Below are 18,966 nucleotides of genomic sequence, written 5' to 3' on the forward strand. Positions count from 1 at the left end.
TTCACCGCGGACGAGCTCGCCGTCGCCGAGACCGACATCCTCGTCGGAAGACCGGTCGGGAGTTGTGCCGAGGGCGATCACGGCCGAGCGGTCGACGCGGGATTTCTATCTTGAACTGATGTCCGGCCGGGTCGTCTTCCTCACCTTCTAACATAGTCCTGTTAGAAGTCCGACAAAGCTACGTCGGAGCAACTCCATGATATCCGACGCGCAAAGCCAATTCGTGAACTAGCGCCACCTTTTCAGTTGGCATTTCTCTTGCGCTTCGAACCGCGACGTTAACCCGTAACGGAGCCCTTCAATGGCCGCACCGGTGATTTCAGTTGAGAGCCTGACCGGCGCGAGGTTCTCCGACCAGTTGCTGGTGAGCGCGAAGTCGGGTGGCTGCGCATCTTCCTCCTGCGGGTCGTCGACAAGGCCGGACGATGTGGATCCGGCCATCTGGGACAAGATCAAGGATCACCCGTGCTTTTCAGAAGAGGCGCACCACTATTTCGCGCGCATGCACGTCGCCGTCGCGCCGGCCTGCAATGTCCAGTGCAACTACTGCAATCGCAAGTATGATTGCGCCAACGAAAGCCGGCCCGGGGTTGTCTCGGAAAAGCTGACGCCCGATCAGGCAGTACGCAAGGTGATCGCGGTCGCCAATGAAGTGCCGCAGCTTTCCGTGCTTGGGATCGCCGGACCGGGCGATGCCTGCTACGACTGGGAGAAGACGAAGGCGACGTTCGAACGCGTCGTCAGGGAAATCCCCGACGTCAAGCTTTGCGTCTCTACGAATGGGCTCGCGCTGCCCGACCACGTCGACGAGCTTGCCGACATGAATGTCGACCACGTGACGATCACGATCAACATGGTCGATCCGGAAATCGGCGCAAAAATCTATCCCTGGATTTTTTACGATCACCGCCGCTATTGCGGCATAGAAGCCGCCAGAATTCTGCACGAGCGGCAGATGCTGGGATTGGAGATGCTCAGCGCACGCGGCATCCTCACCAAAATCAATTCGGTGATGATCCCCGGAGTGAATGACCAGCACCTGATTGAGGTGAACAAGTGGGTCAGGCAGCGCGGCGCGTTCCTGCATAACGTCATGCCTCTGATCTCGGACCCGGCGCACGGCACGCACTACGGGTTGATCGGGCAGCGTGGCCCAAATGCAATGGAGATGAAGGCTCTTCAGGATCGTCTTGAAGGCGGCGCCAAGTTGATGCGCCACTGCCGGCAGTGCCGGGCAGATGCCGTCGGCCTGCTGGGTGAGGATCGTGGCCAGGAATTCACGCTCGGCCATATCCCCCGTGAGCTCACCTACGATGCCAGCAAGCGCGAAGCCTATCGGGAGCTGGTGGCGGACGAGCGCCGTGATCACCTGGCGGCCAGGAGCGAAGCGGTCGGAATGGTCAAGACAGCGAGCTCCGGCAAGTCCCTCCTCGTCGCGGTGGCAACTAAGGGCGGCGGCCGCGTCAACGAACACTTCGGCCATGCCAAGGAATTCCAGGTGTATGAAGCCTCGCCGATGGGGATCAACTTTGTCGGTCACCGCAAGGTTGAGCAGTATTGCCTCGGGGGTTGGGGCGAGAACGCCACTCTCGACGGCGTCATCGCTGCGCTGGAAGGCATAGACGTCGTGCTTTGCGTTAAGATTGGAAATTGCCCCAAGGATCAGCTCGCGGACGCCGGTATCCGAGTAACCGACGCTTACGGCCATGATTACATCGAAACGGCAATCGGCGCGATTTATGCCGCCGAGTCCGGCGTCCCGGCACTCGAGGCGATCGCCTGAGCCGTCTCATTCACCCGAACCAGGAGTCAAAATGGCCTTCAAGATTATCGCATCCCAATGCACGCAATGCGGCGCCTGCGAATTCGAATGCCCCTCCGGTGCGATCAAGTTCAAAGGCGAGAGCTACGTGGTCGAACCGCACAAGTGCACCGAATGCGAGGGGGCCTTCGATACGCAGCAATGTGCCTCGGTATGTCCGGTACCGAAGACCTGCGTTCCTGCCTGACTCCAATTGGGCTACCGACACAGTGGCTGCCTCTGGGGGAGACCTGAGCGCCTCATCAACGACGGTAGCCTCAAAGAAACAAGGAATCGTCATGTCGCTCGCACGCGAACAGGAGGTCGAAATCCGCAGGCCGCCCCAATTTAGGCCGGGAGAGCGGGTCCGTGCCACTCGTCACATAAAGAACGACGGCACCTATCCTGGCAGGGAGATCGGCGAAAATCTCGTGCGCAAGGGCGAAGAGGGTTATGTGCGCGACATTGGCACGTTTCTACAGCAGTTCTTCATCTACGCGGTCGAATGGATCGACCGTGGGACGGTCGTCGGCATGCGAGCGCGTGAATTGACGAGCCTCGACAAAGCCGACGCTCCCTGCAGTGCCGAAGAAAACCCCAATAAAGGAACGGCCGCATGAAAGTAATGATCCGCAGGACCGAGGCCGGGTTGTCGGCGTATGTCCCCAAAAAGGATATCGAGGAGCCGATTATCAAGTTCGAGAACCAGGACCTGTGGGGCGGGGTCGTAACGCTCAGGAACGGCTGGCGGCTCCTCCTTCCCGATCTTCCGCCGCATACGCGTCTGCCGATCACCGTCGAGGCAAGGAAGCTTTCCGACGGGGACTGATGCCGCCCGGCAATGAGAGGCATCAAGAGGAAACGAGCATGAACACGATCCCGACCTCGGGCCACCTAGTCGTCGTCCGGGACAGTTTTGCCCGAAAGCTGCTTGAGCTGGCCAGACGAGCGTTAGTCTCCGATCAGGTGATCCCGTATCTCGGTCCGGGTCTCCTCCGGCTCAGCTCTGCTGAGCCGCCTGTACCGTGTACCCCCGAAGCCGTTGCCGAGGCACTCAACACGCGGGCGCCAGCCCCCTCGAAGATCCGCACCAATATGTGGTCGGTCGCGCAGTTCATCGAACAGCGCCGGCATCGCCGCACACTTCAAGCTTGGATGACTGATATATTTGCCGGGCCGGCGGCGCCGAGCATCCTCCACGCCTGGCTCGCAAAACTCCCGCTCTCCCTCATCATCGACAGCTGGTACGAAGGCGTCATGCGCGCGGCGCTGGCAGAGGCCGGCCGAACCGACGTCGTCGAGATACAAGGCGTTATGCGGGCGAACGAAGTTGGCGACATTTGGACCAGAACTTACGACTTGTCGGGAAGGGAACTCGAGGCTGGAGCAGCGACAAAGACGGTTCTCTATGCGCCACATGGCAGTATTAGGCCGGCCGCAAATTTCCTCATCGCCGATTCCGACTATGTCGAAGCCCTGACTGAAATCGATATCCAGACGCCTATCCCTGACGTGGTCAAGGAAAGACGCGTCGACCGGGGTTTTTTCTTCGTCGGCTGCCGCTTCAATGATCAGATGCTGCGCACTTACGCCAGGCAGATCATGAAGCGCTCAGAAGGCCCTCGTTACGCGATAATGGACGGGCAAACGCTGACCAGAAACGAAGCCCGTTTCCTTGCGGCGAGCGGAATCACGGTGATCGACATGCCAGCGAGCGAAGCCGTGGCGCAACTCGCCGGATCAGCATCTTGAGCCGATGGTGGCCAGGATCAACTTGGAGGGACGTCTTTGATGTGAGTCGACCGGCTCGCTTCCGAAGGCGGAAAATTCAGTCGGGGGCACTCGGTGGGCAGTGATGCTGTTGGCACGACCTCTCTCAAATCGTCCGCGCATGTAAAAGCGGCCGGGTGGGGCCGGGGCTTGAGCACGCTACTGCGCATTACGCGCATGAATTTGAGGCACCCGTGGCAGGTCGCGTTAGCTATCGGTTCGATGATGGTAGCCGTAATCCTGCAGTTGCTCATTCCCCAGCTTCTCGGCCGGGCTGTCGACCAGACCCAAGTAGCCATCGGGGGCGGTGTCACGGTGACGGCTGCAGAACAAGCCCTCTGGACTCCTGCTCTCCTGCTGCTCGGCGCGAGTACGCTACGCGGCGTCTTTACGATGGCGCAAAACTACTTTGCCGAAGCCGTCGGGCACCACGTCGCGTACGAACTGCGGCTTGCTTGTTACGACAAGGTCCAGCGCCTGAGCTTTTCCTTTCACGATCGGGTGCATTCAGGCGACCTGATCACCCTCGGCATCCTCGATCTCGACGGCGTGCGGATGTATTTTTCCACCGCCCTGGTTAGGTTCTTTCTGCTCACCATGCTGATCGGGATAGGCGCCTGCATGATGATCTCAACCGACCCGGTGCTCGGTTTGATCGCGCTGAGCTTCGTGCCTTTCGTAGCCTGGCGATCGTCGGTCACCCAGCTTAAGCTACGCGCCATCTGGCTCGACCTGCAGGAGCGGCTTTCCGTCCTAGGCCGCGTGATGGAGGAAAATCTCGCGGGCATCCGCGTTGTCCGGGCGTTTTCGGCACAGCCTTATGAGATGGCGAAGTTCGACATCGCCTCGACAAATGCGCTCGAACTCGCGCACGAGCAAGTTGACGTGTACGTGCCCAACACGTCGGCAATGACCCTCGCCTTCTTTGTCGCCATGGGGTTGGTCCTCTGGATCGGTTGCGACAAACTCATCGCCGGCCAGATCAGCGTTGGAACGCTCACGACTTTCCTGACGTTCATGACGATCCTGCAAATGCCCGTCCGCCAGATCGGACTGATGGTCAACGGCTTCGCCCGCGCTTACACTTGCGGTTCGCGCCTCTTCAGTCTGCTCGACCAGGACATCACGATCGGGGATGCTTCCGGTGCAAGACCGCTCGAGATCGGTGAAGGCACTCTGCGCTTCGACAATGTCTCGTTTGCATATCCCGGCACCGGAAACCGCGTCATTCTTAAGAATATTACCTTCCGCGCCCGTAGGGGCGAGACGATCGCGATCGTGGGTCCGCCGGGTTCTGGCAAGTCGACAATGGCTCACCTGATCCCCCGCTTTTACGACGTCACTGGTGGCACCATCATGCTTGACGGGCAGGACATCCGCGGGGTCACCCTCGCATCGCTTCGCAAGGCGGTCGCGGTCGTACAGCAGGATGCATTCCTGTTCACAACCACGATCGAGAACAACATCGCTTATGGCGACCCGTGGGCGAAGGAACAGCCGATCGAGCGCGCTAGCGAATCCGCCCAGTTGCACAATTACATTCTCGGCCTCCCCGCTGGCTACAAGACGGTCGTCGGCGAACGTGGCGCCTCTCTCTCGGGCGGCCAGCGTCAGCGTCTCACCATAGCTCGCACGATGATGTTGCGCCCATCAATCGTCGTTTTCGACGACTCAACGGCCGCGATCGACGCCGCCACAGAGCAGCGCATCCGCGCGGCGATAGGGCGTTTCGCCAAGGATAGGGTGACGATCATCATCGCCCACCGGCTGAGTTCACTCAAGCACGCCGACCGGATTCTGTTTGTCGACAACGGCGAGATCGTGGAACGCGGCACCCATCAAGAGCTTTTGGCCAAGCGAGGACGCTATAAGGCCCTTTATGATCTTCAGTTGCGCCCGGGAGATGACATTGCGACCACGTTTGGAGGCGCGCCCTGATGGCCAAGCGGCACGCCAACGAAATCGAAATCGAACCGAATGATAGCGGTAGACGCCCTCCGCGCGCGGTCGTCGGGTCCCATCGCATCGAGGAGGAGATCTTTGGCCGGGCTTTCGACAAGAACACCATTCGCCGCATGTGGGCCTTCGTTCGTCCCTACCGAGCCATGGCGGTCGTCTCGCTTGCCGCATTGCTGATTTTCACTGGCACGCAGCTTCTCATCCCGCTGATCATCCGCTACGCGATCGACCACGCCATAACTCCGGCAGGCGCTGATGCCTCCGCCCTGCTTGAGGCCGCCATCGCGTTTGCGCTTGCCATTCTGGTTAATTTCGGCGCCGCCGACGCGCAAGAAACCGTGGTAGGGAAAATGGCCGAGAACGTCCTCTTCGACATCCGCCGCGCCATGTTTGCCCATCTGCAGAAGGTATCGCTCTCCTTCATGGACAAGACCGAGGTAGGACGCCTGATGTCTCGCCTTCAGGGCGACGTCAACTCTATCCACGAATTTCTCGAAAACTCGATCTACTCCGTAGGCGACATTGCGCTTCTCTTCGGCATCATCTTCGTAATGCTGTCGGTCAACTTCAAACTCGGCTTTCTGACGCTCTCGGTCTTGCCGGCCCTGTTGATTATCCGCATCGTGTGGCTGCCGCGTGCCCGCGAGGCCTTCATGGCTGCACAAGAGACCAATTCAGTCGTCAACGGCGCATTGGCCGAAGCGATTCAAGGCGTCCGAACCGTCCAGTCCATGGACCGCCAGTACGTCAACTTCGTATTGTATGACGACAAGGCACATGCCGACCTCACGACCCACCTGACCGCTGCCAAATATGCACAGGTCATGGTCCCGATCGTCGATGGCCTCACCGGCCTCGCCATGGCTGTCGTCATTGTGGTCGGCGGCTCCATGATCATGAATGGCCGCGTCGATGTGGGCGTATTGGTTGCCTACATATTCTATATCCAACGCTTCTTTGACCCAATTCGCTCACTTACTCTGCAATATTCCGTCATGCAGCGCGCAATGGCCTCCGGCAAGCGCCTGACCGATGTGCTCGACGTCAGGATCGAGGTCCAGGACAAACCGGATGCCAGGATCCTTGCGCCCGAAATGGACGGCTCGGTCGAGTTCAGGAGCGTCACGTTCGGGTACGATCCCAAACAGCCGGTGCTGAAAAACGTCTCTTTCCGGGTCAATCCCGGCGAGACGGTCGCCTTGGTCGGGCCGACCGGCTCTGGTAAATCGAGCGCGATGGCCCTCGTCCACCGCTTCTATGATGTTCAGCAAGGCCAAGTGCTGGTTGGCGGACATGATGTGCGCGATCTCACCCAGGAATCGCTCGGCACTCAGATCGCTATGGTGCTGCAGGAGCCGTTTCTGTTCACCGGGACGGTTTTTGAGAATATCCGCTACCACAAGACGGAAGCCACGCGGGAGAAGGTGATCGAGGCCGCCAAGGTGGTCGGCGCCCACGACTTCATCATGAAACTTTCCGACAGGTATGAAACCCAACTCGGCGAACGCGGCGGCAACCTTTCTCTCGGCCAGCGCCAGCTTGTCAGTTTCGCCCGCGCTCTCGTCGCCGACGCCAAGATCCTTGTTCTTGACGAGGCCACCGCCAACATCGACAGCTACACGGAAATGCTCATCCAGAAAGCTCTCAGAAAACTCCTGGAAGGCCGCACTGGGCTTGTCATCGCCCACCGTCTCGCCACAATCCGTGGTGCCGATCGCATCATCGTGCTTCAGAACGGCCAGGTTATTGAGACCGGCAACCATGACAAACTGATGGCTATGGGCGGGCTCTATTCCAAACTCTACAATCTGAACTACTCGTCATTCGACGACATTCCCGAAGAGGAAGCCGATCCGACCGGACAAGCCGCCTCTCGTACCTGATGCTCCTTGCGGGCAGTATCTGACCGTCCAGGGGCACCGGCGAAAGCGCGGACAGCGATTGCGCTAAATCCCGGACGGCCATGGGAACCTGATCATCACAGGCCAGACCGGAACCGGCAAGTCGTGGCTGGCCGGCGCCTTCGGCCGGCAAGCAGCAGGGCTCGATCGTTTTCGTGGCGCGTGGCCCTGTTCGAGGATTGCGCTCGCCCATCTCGAGCGCTTCCCACTCCTCATCGACAAACTCACCCGCGCAACTGCTCGTCCTCGATGGCTTCGGAACCCACTCCCTTACCGAGCAACAGCGCTCGCATCTGTTCGAAATCGTCGAGGAACGATATCGCCGCACCGCCCATTTTGGGGCCGGCCTTATCCTCGGGAAAGGTGGACGTCCGAAGAAGCCGACAACGGTCGGCACGGATATTGGCTCAGGAAACGCTCCATCTGCGCGAGGTAGTTGCGATATGCTACACGAACGGTCTCTTCGCTCGGGCCCGCTGATCTAGCGTCCCAGACGTTCCAGGTCCGCCGAGCGGCGATACTCGTCCTTAGCGACCTGCTCATGAATTTCATCGGCATAGGATGCAGGTACCCATCTACCGAGAATCGTGTCGATACTCAGGTGGCGCACTTTGATGCGACTAATCTCGTCGCCATCCTCCTCCTCCGGCTCGACGCCAGCGGCACTGCGCAAGCTGAATGAAAACCCCTGAGTCCTCGGGTTCGCATGCGGGACATCGATCGCCGCAGCGACGGCTTTGGTTATTTTGTCTCGATCCTCTGGCTGCATTCTGAAGGCATCGAACGATGGGCTGTGTCTCGGCGGGTTGTGGAGCAGCGCTCCTGATAGGAAAAAGTCTCTGACGTCTCGTATCGGTTGCCGCTTCGGCATATCCTTGGTGACTTCGGTCGCGCTAGAAAACACACTTTCCATGTAGCTGGATAGCGCGGGGTGCTTTCCGCGTAACGATACCACTAACTCGTGCCGCTCGCTGCCTGGATTGGCTGATCCTAATCAGCCATAGATGCTGGGTCTTATGGAGAAAATGGAAGAGTTTGGTGTGGAAATGCGGGCGGCCTGTGACGATCTTGACGGTTACGTCCCGAAAACCAGAGCTTTGAAGCTCCTCCTTAATGTCCCGCATGTCTCGCCAGCATTGCACCATCTTGATCGAGGCGTCGAGCCCGACGGCAATCCTTACCGCGCAGTCTTTCCGGTCACTCCGCCGACCGGATTTCAGCATTTCGATCAGTCTGGTCGAACTGTAGTAACCACCCATGATGTCGATGCGACTCGATCCGGCTACCGCGCTGACCAGCCCTTCATCCAGCGGCGTCCAGTCCAGACCCCTGCTCAGAGGAAGGCCGGAGGCGCCGATGTGTATCGTCGATTTCTCTAGACATACCTCGAAGCGTCATAAGGCCGATTTGCCGCCGCAGGGTCGAGTTGCCGCCAGCCGGCGCTCGTCATTTCGGCGGCCGGCATGGGATCGGGAAAGGTCCACTCGAGGGATGGTTTGGAGCAAGCGACCCCACCCACCGGTCTGTCGGCCGTCGCGGACCCACGGCGGCACAAACCCTGCCTCACGCCTTCCCGAAAAGTAGACCCGCGCCACATCGCTGACCAGCACTACCCTTCTATCTTCAGCCTGGGGTTAGTTTGATCTGCTTGCCCGTGTACTCGCGCCAAAGGCCGAGCCGTTTGATTCGGTATTCTACCAATTCCGTGGAGGTGCCGAATTTCCCGGCTATTTGGGCCGACGAGAGGTTCTTGGAGACGGCGTCGATGATGGCGACCTTTGGGAGAAGGGATGCTGAGGCAAGGTAGTAGGCATCATGCTCTTCGGTCGCGTCGTAGGTGCGGCCGAAGGCCTCGGCCACCTTGCTAATTTTGGTGAGCTTGTGCCCCAGCAGAATGTGCCAATACTCCTCAAGCACGGTAACACGCTGGCGCTCCACTGTGTGGCTGTCGTTGAGAAGAACGGCCCACCGGTCATTCTCCAAGTCCAACGGCACGCTCATCGCCGACCATTCACCGCTAGCACCATCCCGCAGGTGCTTCACGGTTCGCACGTCGATGCAATTATTCTTGGACAGCGGTACGATGACGATGTCCTGAACCTCAAGGCGAAGGCTGTCTAGGGGGTCATCTGTGTCCAAGCCGAGGTCCGCGCGAAACCGCTCTGCAGTCTCCTCGAGTTCCTCCTTCGAGAGCGCTAAGGCGTCATGGTTCGCGATATCGCTTTCATCGGTCGCGACGCTTGCGCTCCCTAATGATTGGCGCAGGCAGTCGGCAGCCTGCAGCAGCGTTCGAACAGTTCCAGACTGAACGTTTCGTCCCGCGCGAAAATGTACGAACGCCACGTTGTCGAAGCTGAGGCCTGCCTCGTCTGCATAGGGGCCAAGCCATTGAAGCAGTCGAATCTTGGAATTGTTATCTGGCTGCCCCTCTCCCCGCTCGATCCGGGCAAGCGTGGAAAAGCTCACCCCCACCGCGGTTGATAGGCCGCGAATACTCAGCCCTTCGGCCTCGCGTTTCTTCTTTACGGCTTGGATCAGTTTTTCTTCGAATGAAAGCATCTTGCCTGTGCGAATGACACACCTTGACACGGCAACGTGGATCGGCGCAACCTGTGCAGGTGACACAGACTCGCACATCACCGATGCCAAGGGAAGTCGCTTTGGCGCCGGAGACCGAAGCTATGTTGCGGCAGATCGGCGCGGCCCTCAACACGAACGGGTCACTCCGAGTGCACATCGATGGTGTGATCTCCGTTGATCCCCAAACGCAAAAGGAAAGTGCAGATGAACGACAAAGAGAGAGAAGACCCGCAGCCCGACCACGGCAAAGGGCCCCCCGACGGCAAGGGACGCCCGGTGGATCACGGTCGTCCAGTCCCGCATCACGGGTCGGCCGCGGCCTTCAACAAGCCTACGAAAGCCAATTGAGGCGCGCCGGTGAGGCGTACCCGACACTGGCAACATACCCCGACAAAGACGGCCTGTGGCTTCTCGTCAAAAGCTCGATCCTCCCGGGCTTGACGCGGGAAGCCACTTTTCTAGTGGCCCTTCCTTATCGATCAGGAGTTGGCCCCCGGGCGTGGGGATTCTGGACCGAGACCGGCAGTGCGCCCAGGTGGATCGGTCCTCGTCACACCAACTTCCAGGACGGTTCGGTTTGCGCCTTCGCGCCTAACGACGGGGCATGGGTCGAGGGCGACGATCTCCGGACACTGCTCGACCTCTACACCGTGTGGGCCGCACGACAGTTGTTTCTTGAGGTCCTTGGGTCTTGGCCCGGCAAGCAATATGCGCTGATTGGGAGCCCGCTTGCCTTGCAGGTCCACTATCGCCTCAGCGAGTGCGGAGACAATGAGCTATGCGGCTGCGGCTCGGAAACGTTCACGTACGCCGGCTGTTGCAAGCCCGGTGACTTAAAGTGGAACCGCCTGCAACTCATCGAACATTTCATGCGGGCTATCCCAGGCGGCTTTGCTAGCCGCAAACCACCTGCTCATGTCGTAGACTTCATTGACGGGGGTACGTCTCTTCCCTTGATGGCGGACGTCCACTTGCTATTGCTATCGTCCTAAGCGCGTTCACCCGCTTTATCCAAATGGCATCCCGAGACGATCTCCCCAAAGGGCGTCGGCTTGCTTGCCGCCCTGCGAGCGTTGTCATGAGTTGTCATATATACCATGCAGCAAAGGTTCGAACGGCTCCGACCGGCGGAGTTGCTACTATTTTCGTAAAGAAACTTACTGCAGCTCTCCTAGGCACCGGGCGCGCAATCGTCCGAGGCGGAGCCGGGACCGCGGCTCGGACGATCGGGCTCATCCTCCACTCGGTCGGGCTGCCGACTTGCACGTCGATATTTTGGTGGGGCGGATAAATACTTTTCCCCTTCCGTGTCGAGAGCGCCGCTCATAAGATGCTCTCAATGAGTCCGCGCGCACGCTGCGGGTATTTGGGGCATATAGTTGATCGATATTTCTGGCTTGGCCATTCCCAAGTGTAGCCTTGGATCGATGAAGGCTGAACTAGCTGTGTGCTCGATGACCATGCCGCTTCCTTCGAACCGTGCAACCTTGCGAGCTGTCGGTGAGGCGGCGGGCGACGCCGCCTGGAGGAGTAGAGTTTGATAAATTACCCGACGGCCCCGACCTTGGAAAGCTTTCCCGGGCTCGTGGCGGAAGCGCTCTCGATGCATCAGCCAAATCAGCGGCAACAGGATGCGATCGCGTCCGACATTGATCGCCCGTTGCTGGTCGTCGCTGGCCCCGGTACCGGCAAAACCACGACGCTCGTGCTGCGCGCCCTGCGCTTTGCCTTCGTCGACGGAATCGCCCCCGAAGACATTATGATCACCACCTTCACCGAGAAGGCCGGCCGCGAGATTCGCTCGCGCCTTATTGAATGGGGAACCGACCTCCGCACGCACCTGATGGCCCGCGCTCAAGGCGCCGGTGACCACGAGTACCGGGGCTACCTCGAAACCGTCGACGTCAATCGTTTCATAGCCGGCACCCTCGATAGCATCTGCGAGGAAGCGGTGCGGGATATGCGTGACCCAAACGAGGCGCCGCCCGTCATCCTCGAACCATCGGCGGCACGGGCAATCCTCAACCGCCGCGGCGACCTGCGAACCGAGCTGCAGCAACTAGGCGACCCGTTCAAAGATTACCTTGGTCGCTACAGCTTCAGTGGTGAACCTACCCGAAACAACGGTGAGGCCACCGAGATCATCAGAACGATCGTCGATCGGCTCGTGCAGGACCGCGTCGATCTGAATGCCTATGCCGCCGCACACCCCGATCAAGCATTTCGTCGGGCCATTTTACGGATCAAAGACCGCTATGAGACCCATCTTGCGACAACCAACCAGATGGACTTTGCGTTGCTGGAGCAGCGTTTTCTGGACCGGCTCGCAGGCGGAAAGATGCCTCGAAGCATGCTCGAACTGCGCGCCATCCTCGTGGACGAGTATCAGGACACCAACCCCCTCCAAGAAGAGATCTACTTCGAGCTGACGCGGCGACGGAATGCATCCCTGACGGTTGTCGGCGATGACGACCAGGCGCTTTATCGTTTCCGTGGCGCCACGATCGAACTGTTCCGCGATTTTGCGCAGCGCGCGCAAGCGAGCCTTGGCGGCACCCGGTCCGAACTGGTCGTGCTGGAGGAGAACTACCGCTCATCGGATCAGATCGTTCAGTTCTTCTCCGACCACATCAACAATGACCCCGACTTCATCGGCGCGCGGGTGCCACTTGCACCACCACATCAGCGTCGCGTTGTGTCCACGCTTGGCCCCGCCCCGATCGGCGTCATCGGCATGTTCCGGGACAACGTCAACGAGCTTGCCACCGACCTCGCCGATTTCCTGCATCGCATCTTTAGGGCGGGTGGCCGGATACCCGGCCCGCATGAAAACACCCTCGCAGAACCGATTTTCGCTGCGGAGGGAGGGGATTTGGGCGACGCCGTCTTGCTCGGGTCGACCGCCGCTGAAAAGACTCGTCCCTCCTGGGGCCAGCAGGGCCGCGAACGCCTGCCACTGCATTTGAGACGCGAGCTCGAGCAACGGGGCCTATCCGTCTTCAATCCTCGCGGTCTTGCGTTGCGCGACGTTCCAATCGTGCGACGCTTTCTGGGCCTGCTCATCGAATCCATCGACCCGTCGGCGGTTCGCGGCACACCCGGTGTCCACCAAACGCGGATGGCTCTCACCAATGACGCCAGGAATTTCCTCGATCATTGGCGCAACGACGCACTCGATATGCTCGACCTCAATCCGAGGTCCCGACGCGGGGAATTGCTTTCCGACAAGGTTGCCAGATGGCGCCGCCTGGCGGTTCACGGCAACGACCCGGAATCGGAGTGGCCTGTCCTCGATATCTGCTACAGCTTTCTACCCTGGTTCGACGACTTCCAGGATGATCCGGAGGCGCAGGTCTACCTCGAGGCAATCACGCGAACGGTCGCCGCGGCATCGACATTCTCGGGATACAAGGCGTCAATCCACCGGACGGAGCCACATCGTGGCCGTTCCGTGGAAGGCGCCATCCGCGACATCCTCGGAGCAATCGCCGAGGACCTCGTTGCCGTTGACGAGGAAATCATGCCGAGCGTGCCGCGGGACCGACTGAACATCATGACAATCCACCAGGCCAAGGGTCTGGAGTTTCCCTTGGTCATCGTCGACATCTCTTCTGACTTCACCCGCGACGCCCCGGCTCAGCGTTTCAAGCGCTTTCCAGAAGGGGAAAGTTCAGTCGCCAGACTTGAGAACGACCTCGCGCACGCCACGCCGGTTGGAGGCGCGCGCCTGAACAGAGACGGCATGCAGCGAACATTCGAGGACCTGATCCGGCTCTACTACGTCGCCTACAGTCGGCCCCAGAGCCTGCTCATGCTCGTCGGCTGCCAGCAAGGGCTGCAGTATCGCACCAAGATCAAGAACGTTGCCACATTCTGGCGACGGGATGGCAGTTGGCCGTGGCTCAGCGACCCGACATGTCGACGTCCGCCTGTGCTGCCCGACCGCATCCCGTTCGATTGGATATAGAATGCAACTCTCTCGAAAACGGCCCGACCGTATCGTTCCGGAGTATTCCTTGACCGGCGACCTGCTGTCCTATCGCAGGTGTTCGAGGCAATATCGCTACCAGAATGGCAGTTCGTTGCCGCCATCCCGCCCCGTCCAGCTCTGGTATGGAGAGTTCATGCATGGGCTGCTTGAGAACGTCTATCGGCTGTGGGTGGACCAGGGCGGGCTGCCCTTTCCGGTGCCCTATACGTCCTTCACCCTCGACGACCCCATAGCTCCGCCGGCATCTGACCTTTCGCCGTTTGACCTGCGCCGTCTCGCCTGGCCGGTCGAAGAATCGCTCCTAAATCAGAACAAGCGGGCTCGAAGCCGCAAGGCGAGGTTGGCGGCCTACCGGCGAGCAGAGGCCGCTATCAACACGCTGGGTCCGCATCTGTTTCCGCTGATTGCCGAGGCCGAGCAGCGCGTCATTGGAACACGCGAGATACCCGGCACCGGCGTCCACAGTCGAGCGGAGAAATATGCGCTGACCGGCGTCATCGACGTGTTGACCGAGATCGAGTTAGACCGCTCTGACACGGGAAACAAGATCCGTCAGGCCGTTCAGCAGGCGACGGGGCAACTGGATGGTATGTTCGAGGTGGTCGTCGACTACAAGGGAACGCGCCGGCCGGACACGGACAGCCCCGAATGGACCGATGGCGAATGGCAAGTGCAGACATATGCGTGGCTCCGGCACGAACAACGGGTCAGCCGTCGCGTTGCCGCCGGCATCCTCATTTACATCAATGAACTGTCGCCGGGCGACGGGGACATCACTGCGCTGCGTGCCGCGTTGAATACTGACCGAACCGACATCGTCCCCTTCTTGGATAGCGATCGGCGCATCCTCGAAAACTGGCGTTCAGGCACCCACCCCAACTTCAGCGACGACTTTCTCTTTCAGCGCGCCATCCGGGTCATTCCGGTCAATCCGGACAGCATCGCGAACGCCACGGGCGCGTTCGACAACACGGTGGCTGAGATTGAAGGCCGGGTGCTTCAGGAAGAGCAGGCCGTGAGCATCCTCACGACCTGGTTAGGCGATTGCAATGACAGCAAGACCTGCGCCGCCTGCGACTTCCGCTACTTCTGCGACGGCTTCCTGCGTACGGGCAACAGGATCGGCGACGAAGACACCTTACAAGATGAGATTTGACCGGCGCTGTGCCCGTCAATGCCCTACGCAGCCGCCAGGCCAATCCGCTGATGCCGCGACTGCAGCCAAAGCATCACTGGCAGGGAAAGCAGGATCAGCCACCTCTTGATGAGTACCTGACCGAGCAGGAAGTCGAGGCTGCCAAAGGCGAGACATAGTCGAACCCCACCGTCTCCACGTGTTCGAACCGCGAGAGGCCAAGGCAGTCGTGGAGTCCTGACCTTCAGAAAACAGAACGAGGGCCTGCCCCGTCGAAGCAATCCCTGGACGACCTCACTTTTCGTAAATTGCCAGGACATTCACATCGGGGCCGTCCTTGAGCGTTCCGACGAGGCGAAGGCCATGACCGACGACGCGGCGAATTACCATATACGCGAAGGCGCCAGTGAAGTAGCGGCCGCGGGACTCAAGGTGGAGGTGCACCGAGCGACCAGTCCCATCGAGCACCACGCGGAAATCGATCCACTCGATCCTTCCGTGCTCGGCAGAAGCCTCTTCGATGACTTCGGCGGCCCGGCCGGGCTCCGCGAGTTCGGTCAGGCTGAGCCAGTAATCTGCCTTCCGGTCCCGATCGTATACTGGTAACTCCCGGCCGGCCTTGCTCGCCAGATCCTTGAAAAGCCGCTGCACTTTGCCGTTCTCGAACTCGGCGGCCATCGGGATGAAGCGCAGCCCGGGCGGCAGGTCGATCAAGCAGAGGGCTCGCGGCAGACTTTGGGCGAGGTGTCTGTCATGCCAGTCGAGAAGCGCGGTATTGTCGCCAACGAGCAGGCGCTCGGGATGCAGCAGCGAGTAGTAGACGATCAACTGTTCAAGCCGGCGATGCGACGTGCTGATCGGCTCGAGCACCAGTTCCTGCTCGCTCCCCTTGTTCCAACCTTTGGTCTTCTGCCGTTGCGCGCTGCCCTCAGCTTCCGCGGTGAACATGCCGAAAAGACCGGCCAAGCCACCACGCACCGTGCCCATGAAGCTCGTCTGGACTTCTACGCTCTGCTCCTTGGTGAGACGAATGGTTCGCGGCCCGTCCTTGAATGCCGGACGCACGATCGCATCGTAGAAGCGAGCGATGTTCTCGTCATCGATGACCAGGGGTGAGTCCTTGACCCACAACCAAGCCTTTCGGACCTGTTCAGTGATCTCGGTGTCGTTGCTCAACTCTGTTTCCATGGTCCGACCCTCATGCCTTTGCCCGCGCTGGACCACCTGGACAGCTTTGTTCTGCAAACGCGGCCGTTGGTCTGGCGTTTCCGGTCCTGACACACGCAGAACTGCCACTCTTCATGTTCCAGACGCCGAAGCGCCTCCGAAGTGATCTTCGATTGCGCGCAATATGCTAGAGAAGCCTCTGCCCTGGGCGTAAACCAATGGCCTGCTGCCCCGGTGCTCCCGGATGAACTCAGTCGCCGCGTGCTTTGCCGACAGCCACGTCATTACAAATAGATCGGCATTTTCCGCGAGTGCACGTAAGCGGGCGGTCCCGCCATGATCTGCGTTGGTATCCACAGTCACTTTGACAGAAACTTGCTCCAAGGCTGCCTTTGCCTGCCGGGCCGAGGACTCGGTCAACGAATATATCGCGATGCGCATACCTTGGGTGCGTATCGCGAAGCTGCCCGGAACATAGGCGCGGGTCTGTGGACTGAGATACGCCCGTCCGATCTCGCCGATGCCGTACTCGACCACCTCTGTGCGTAGGATCGAATAGAAGATCGAGACCGTGCATCGCCCATCGGCCGCTGCAACCAGCTTCCCTATTCCTCTTCGGCCGGGCAAGCCAACGAGCATCCCCCTGAACAGATTATTGCTCCCCCGAGCGGGGCCATCGCTCCCTAATGCCGACCGCCCCACCACGATTATTTGAATACAACAGTAGCGCCAGGCAATAAATCTAAGGCCCGCAGTGTGACCCTAACTCGGGGAACGCAGGAATTACAATCGTGCGATTCCCCTCTTCCCCTCGAAGTAGGTTCGGGGCGAGTCACCGAGCACTTCGTCCCAGACTATGCGCCGCCTTTTGGAGCATCCGACGAACGATCTTCCACATGCCGCGCCTAGGCAGGTGCCATTCCCATCCTTCGTTCCCGCGACCGGATCCACGCCAGCACTGGCAAAGCCAGAAGAACCATCCAAAACTTGCCCAGGACTTGCCCAGGGAGAAGATCCAGGCTGCCAAATGCCAGGGTCAGGAACACAACGCTGTCGACGATGAGTCCCACCACACTGCTTGCGGTGGCAGCGAGCACCAAACCGCGCCGTTGAAGCGGCGTGTACACCAGAAGGTCCGCGGTTTCGGATAGAGCGAAGGCAACGGTCGAAGCGAAGACTAGTTCCTCTGCACAGAGGATTTGACGGGTTCGATGGGTTGTAACCTGGGCAGGCTATTGGGTTCGACGAGCAGTTCAATGCTGCGCGCGAGGCCCGGTTGCCTGCGGATCAATCCCGCGCGCTCGAGGGTGAGCACCATCTGATGGACGGAAGGCGCGGTGACGCCGAAGAAGCGCTGCATGTCGCGTTCAGCCGGCGAGCGCCCGTTGAGCAGGGCGTAGGTCCAGATGAAGGCGAGATACTGTCCCTGCTTTTCGGTGAAGCGGGGTTGGGCTGGCGGCTGTCCGTCAAGTAATTGATTCATTTTCCGATTCTTCCGGAACCTCCGCAACCGAAGGAGGCTATCCAGATGAATGTACGCTATCGCGTCGATCTCGACCAACCCGAGCGCGACGAACTCACAGCGATGCTGCGCAGTGGCAAGCATCCGGCGCGCAAGCTCAAGTGGGCCCAGATCCTGCTGGCTGCCGATGCCGACCAGAACGACGAGACCATTGCGACGACGGTGGTGGTCGGCGGCTCCACGGTCTACCGCACCAAGCGCCGCTTCGTGGAGACAGGCCTGGAGGCGGCGCTCAGCGAAGAGCCGCGTCCCGGGGCGGAGCGCAAGTTGACGGGCAAGGAGGAAGCCTTGCTGGTGGCCACCGCCTGCTCCAGTCCGCCGCCCGGCCGGGCCCGCTGGACACTGGAGCTGCTGGCCGACGCGTTCGTCAAGTTGACCGAGCATGAACAGCTGTCGCGCGAGACGGTGCGCCGTCGCTTGGCCGAGAACGACCTCAAGCCGTGGCGCAAGGACATGTGGTGCATTCCCAAGATCGACGCCGAGTATGTCGCGCGCATGGAGGATGTGCTCGACCTCTACGCCGAGGCGCCAGATCCACGGCGGCCGGTCGTGTGCTTCGACGAAAGCCCCACCCAACTCATCGGCGAAGTGCGCCAGCCGATCCCGGCCGCGCCGGGAAGGCTTGCGCGCTACGACTGCGAGTACAAGCGCAACGGCACCGCCAACCTGTTCGTCTTCCTCGACGCGCAGCGCTGCTGGCGCAAGGTCAAGGTCACCAAGCGGCGCGCGGCAGAGGACTTTGCCCACTGCATGCGCGACCTTGCCGATATCCATTATCCCGATGCCGAGCGTATCCGCGTCGTCCTCGACAATCTGTCGACCCACTCGCCCGCCGCGCTCTATCAGGCCTTGCCGCCATCAGAGGCGCGACGCATCCTGCGACGGCTGGAGTTCCACTACACGCCCAAGCATGCCAGCTGGCTCAACATGGTCGAGATCGAGATCGGCGTCCTGCGCAGTCAGTGCCTCGACCGCCGCATCGAAAGTCGCGACAGCCTCGTTGCCGAGGTCGCCGCTTGGGAAAACCAGCGAAACAATAGCGGCGCCCGCATCAACTGGATGTTCTCAACTGAACAGGCCCGCCTCAAATTGGCCAAAGCCTATCCAGTGCCAACCGCCAAAGAGTCATAATCACTGTGC

Annotated in this window: 18 protein-coding genes; 12 read left to right on the forward strand and 6 right to left on the reverse strand. The window is 60.2% G+C overall.

The genetic code is table 11. The annotated features are described in order from the left end of the window. Positions 1 to 301: 301 nt before the first annotated feature. From nifB to AC0NIE_RS33370, 7 genes are all read left to right on the forward strand, one after another. A complete protein-coding gene (nifB, locus tag AC0NIE_RS33340) occupies positions 302 to 1,783 on the forward strand; it encodes a nitrogenase cofactor biosynthesis protein NifB (RefSeq protein ID WP_473488617.1) in 1,482 nt (493 codons plus the stop codon). A 31-nt stretch (positions 1,784 to 1,814) separates the two neighbouring features. Next, complete coding sequence (locus AC0NIE_RS33345) at positions 1,815 to 2,009, forward strand: 4Fe-4S dicluster domain-containing protein (protein ID WP_473488616.1); 195 nt, start codon at positions 1,815 to 1,817, stop codon at positions 2,007 to 2,009. A 91-nt stretch (positions 2,010 to 2,100) separates the two neighbouring features. Further along, positions 2,101 to 2,421 (forward strand): nitrogen fixation protein NifZ, encoded by a 321-nt coding sequence (locus AC0NIE_RS33350; protein WP_473488615.1) that lies wholly within the window; start codon positions 2,101 to 2,103, stop codon positions 2,419 to 2,421. Next, positions 2,418 to 2,630 carry a putative nitrogen fixation protein NifT gene (gene nifT / locus AC0NIE_RS33355; RefSeq protein WP_473488614.1) on the forward strand — a complete coding sequence of 71 codons (213 nt, stop codon included), beginning with the start codon at positions 2,418 to 2,420 and terminating at the stop codon, positions 2,628 to 2,630. Before AC0NIE_RS33350 ends, nifT begins: the two co-directional genes overlap by 4 nt. Positions 2,631 to 2,668: 38 nt before the next feature. Continuing rightward, positions 2,669 to 3,553, forward strand: a complete 885-nt coding sequence (locus AC0NIE_RS33360; protein ID WP_473488613.1) for an SIR2 family NAD-dependent protein deacylase — start codon at positions 2,669 to 2,671, stop codon at positions 3,551 to 3,553. A 93-nt stretch (positions 3,554 to 3,646) separates the two neighbouring features. After that, positions 3,647 to 5,509, forward strand: a complete 1,863-nt coding sequence (locus AC0NIE_RS33365) for an ABC transporter ATP-binding protein (protein WP_473488612.1) — start codon at positions 3,647 to 3,649, stop codon at positions 5,507 to 5,509. Continuing rightward, the gene (locus AC0NIE_RS33370; RefSeq protein WP_473488611.1) at positions 5,509 to 7,413 is read left to right on the forward strand and encodes an ABC transporter ATP-binding protein; all 1,905 of its coding nucleotides are present in this window, start codon (positions 5,509 to 5,511) and stop codon (positions 7,411 to 7,413) included. Before AC0NIE_RS33365 ends, AC0NIE_RS33370 begins: the two co-directional genes overlap by 1 nt. A 499-nt stretch (positions 7,414 to 7,912) precedes the next feature. Here the strand turns inward: AC0NIE_RS33370 and AC0NIE_RS33375 are convergent, their stop codons facing one another. From AC0NIE_RS33375 to AC0NIE_RS33385, 3 genes are all read right to left on the reverse strand, one after another. Next, complete coding sequence (locus AC0NIE_RS33375) at positions 7,913 to 8,200, reverse strand: hypothetical protein (RefSeq protein ID WP_473488610.1); 288 nt, start codon at positions 8,198 to 8,200, stop codon at positions 7,913 to 7,915. 124 nt (positions 8,201 to 8,324) lie between these two features. Beyond that, on the reverse strand, positions 8,325 to 8,690 hold the full coding sequence (locus tag AC0NIE_RS33380) for a hypothetical protein (protein ID WP_473488609.1): 366 nt from the start codon (positions 8,688 to 8,690) through the stop codon (positions 8,325 to 8,327). A 364-nt stretch (positions 8,691 to 9,054) separates the two neighbouring features. Then, positions 9,055 to 9,990 (reverse strand): helix-turn-helix domain-containing protein, encoded by a 936-nt coding sequence (locus tag AC0NIE_RS33385; protein WP_473488608.1) that lies wholly within the window; start codon positions 9,988 to 9,990, stop codon positions 9,055 to 9,057. A 225-nt stretch (positions 9,991 to 10,215) separates the two neighbouring features. Here AC0NIE_RS33385 and AC0NIE_RS33390 point away from each other — a divergent pair, with 225 nt between their 5' ends. The 4 genes from AC0NIE_RS33390 to AC0NIE_RS33405 all read left to right on the forward strand — a co-directional run bounded on the left by AC0NIE_RS33390 (position 10,216) and on the right by AC0NIE_RS33405 (position 15,316). After that, a complete protein-coding gene (locus tag AC0NIE_RS33390; RefSeq protein WP_473488607.1) occupies positions 10,216 to 10,359 on the forward strand; it encodes a hypothetical protein in 144 nt (47 codons plus the stop codon). A gap of 1,189 nt (positions 10,360 to 11,548) precedes the next feature. Then, positions 11,549 to 13,978, forward strand: a complete 2,430-nt coding sequence (locus AC0NIE_RS33395; protein ID WP_473488606.1) for a UvrD-helicase domain-containing protein — start codon at positions 11,549 to 11,551, stop codon at positions 13,976 to 13,978. Between the two features lie 49 nt (positions 13,979 to 14,027). Next, positions 14,028 to 15,158, forward strand: coding sequence for a PD-(D/E)XK nuclease family protein (locus AC0NIE_RS33400; protein WP_473488605.1), 1,131 nt, complete (start codon positions 14,028 to 14,030; stop codon positions 15,156 to 15,158). Then, the gene (locus tag AC0NIE_RS33405; RefSeq protein ID WP_473488604.1) at positions 15,155 to 15,316 is read left to right on the forward strand and encodes a hypothetical protein; all 162 of its coding nucleotides are present in this window, start codon (positions 15,155 to 15,157) and stop codon (positions 15,314 to 15,316) included. Before AC0NIE_RS33400 ends, AC0NIE_RS33405 begins: the two co-directional genes overlap by 4 nt. Before the next feature lie 115 nt (positions 15,317 to 15,431). On the opposite strand, the gene AC0NIE_RS33410 is transcribed toward AC0NIE_RS33405, so the two are convergent. From AC0NIE_RS33410 to AC0NIE_RS33420, 3 genes are all read right to left on the reverse strand, one after another. Beyond that, on the reverse strand, positions 15,432 to 16,313 hold the full coding sequence (locus AC0NIE_RS33410; RefSeq protein WP_473488603.1) for a hypothetical protein: 882 nt from the start codon (positions 16,311 to 16,313) through the stop codon (positions 15,432 to 15,434). Between the two features lie 896 nt (positions 16,314 to 17,209). After that, entirely contained in the window at positions 17,210 to 17,431 is a 222-nt protein-coding gene (locus AC0NIE_RS33415; protein ID WP_473488602.1) for a VUT family protein, read from the reverse strand. Between the two features lie 50 nt (positions 17,432 to 17,481). After that, positions 17,482 to 17,787 (reverse strand): LexA family protein, encoded by a 306-nt coding sequence (locus AC0NIE_RS33420; RefSeq protein WP_473488601.1) that lies wholly within the window; start codon positions 17,785 to 17,787, stop codon positions 17,482 to 17,484. A 45-nt stretch (positions 17,788 to 17,832) separates the two neighbouring features. Here AC0NIE_RS33420 and AC0NIE_RS33425 point away from each other — a divergent pair, with 45 nt between their 5' ends. After that, positions 17,833 to 18,957, forward strand: coding sequence for an IS630 family transposase (locus AC0NIE_RS33425; protein ID WP_474045239.1), 1,125 nt, complete (start codon positions 17,833 to 17,835; stop codon positions 18,955 to 18,957). Positions 18,958 to 18,966 lie beyond the last annotated feature (9 nt).

The organism is Mesorhizobium sp. WSM4842 (assembly GCF_055901575.1).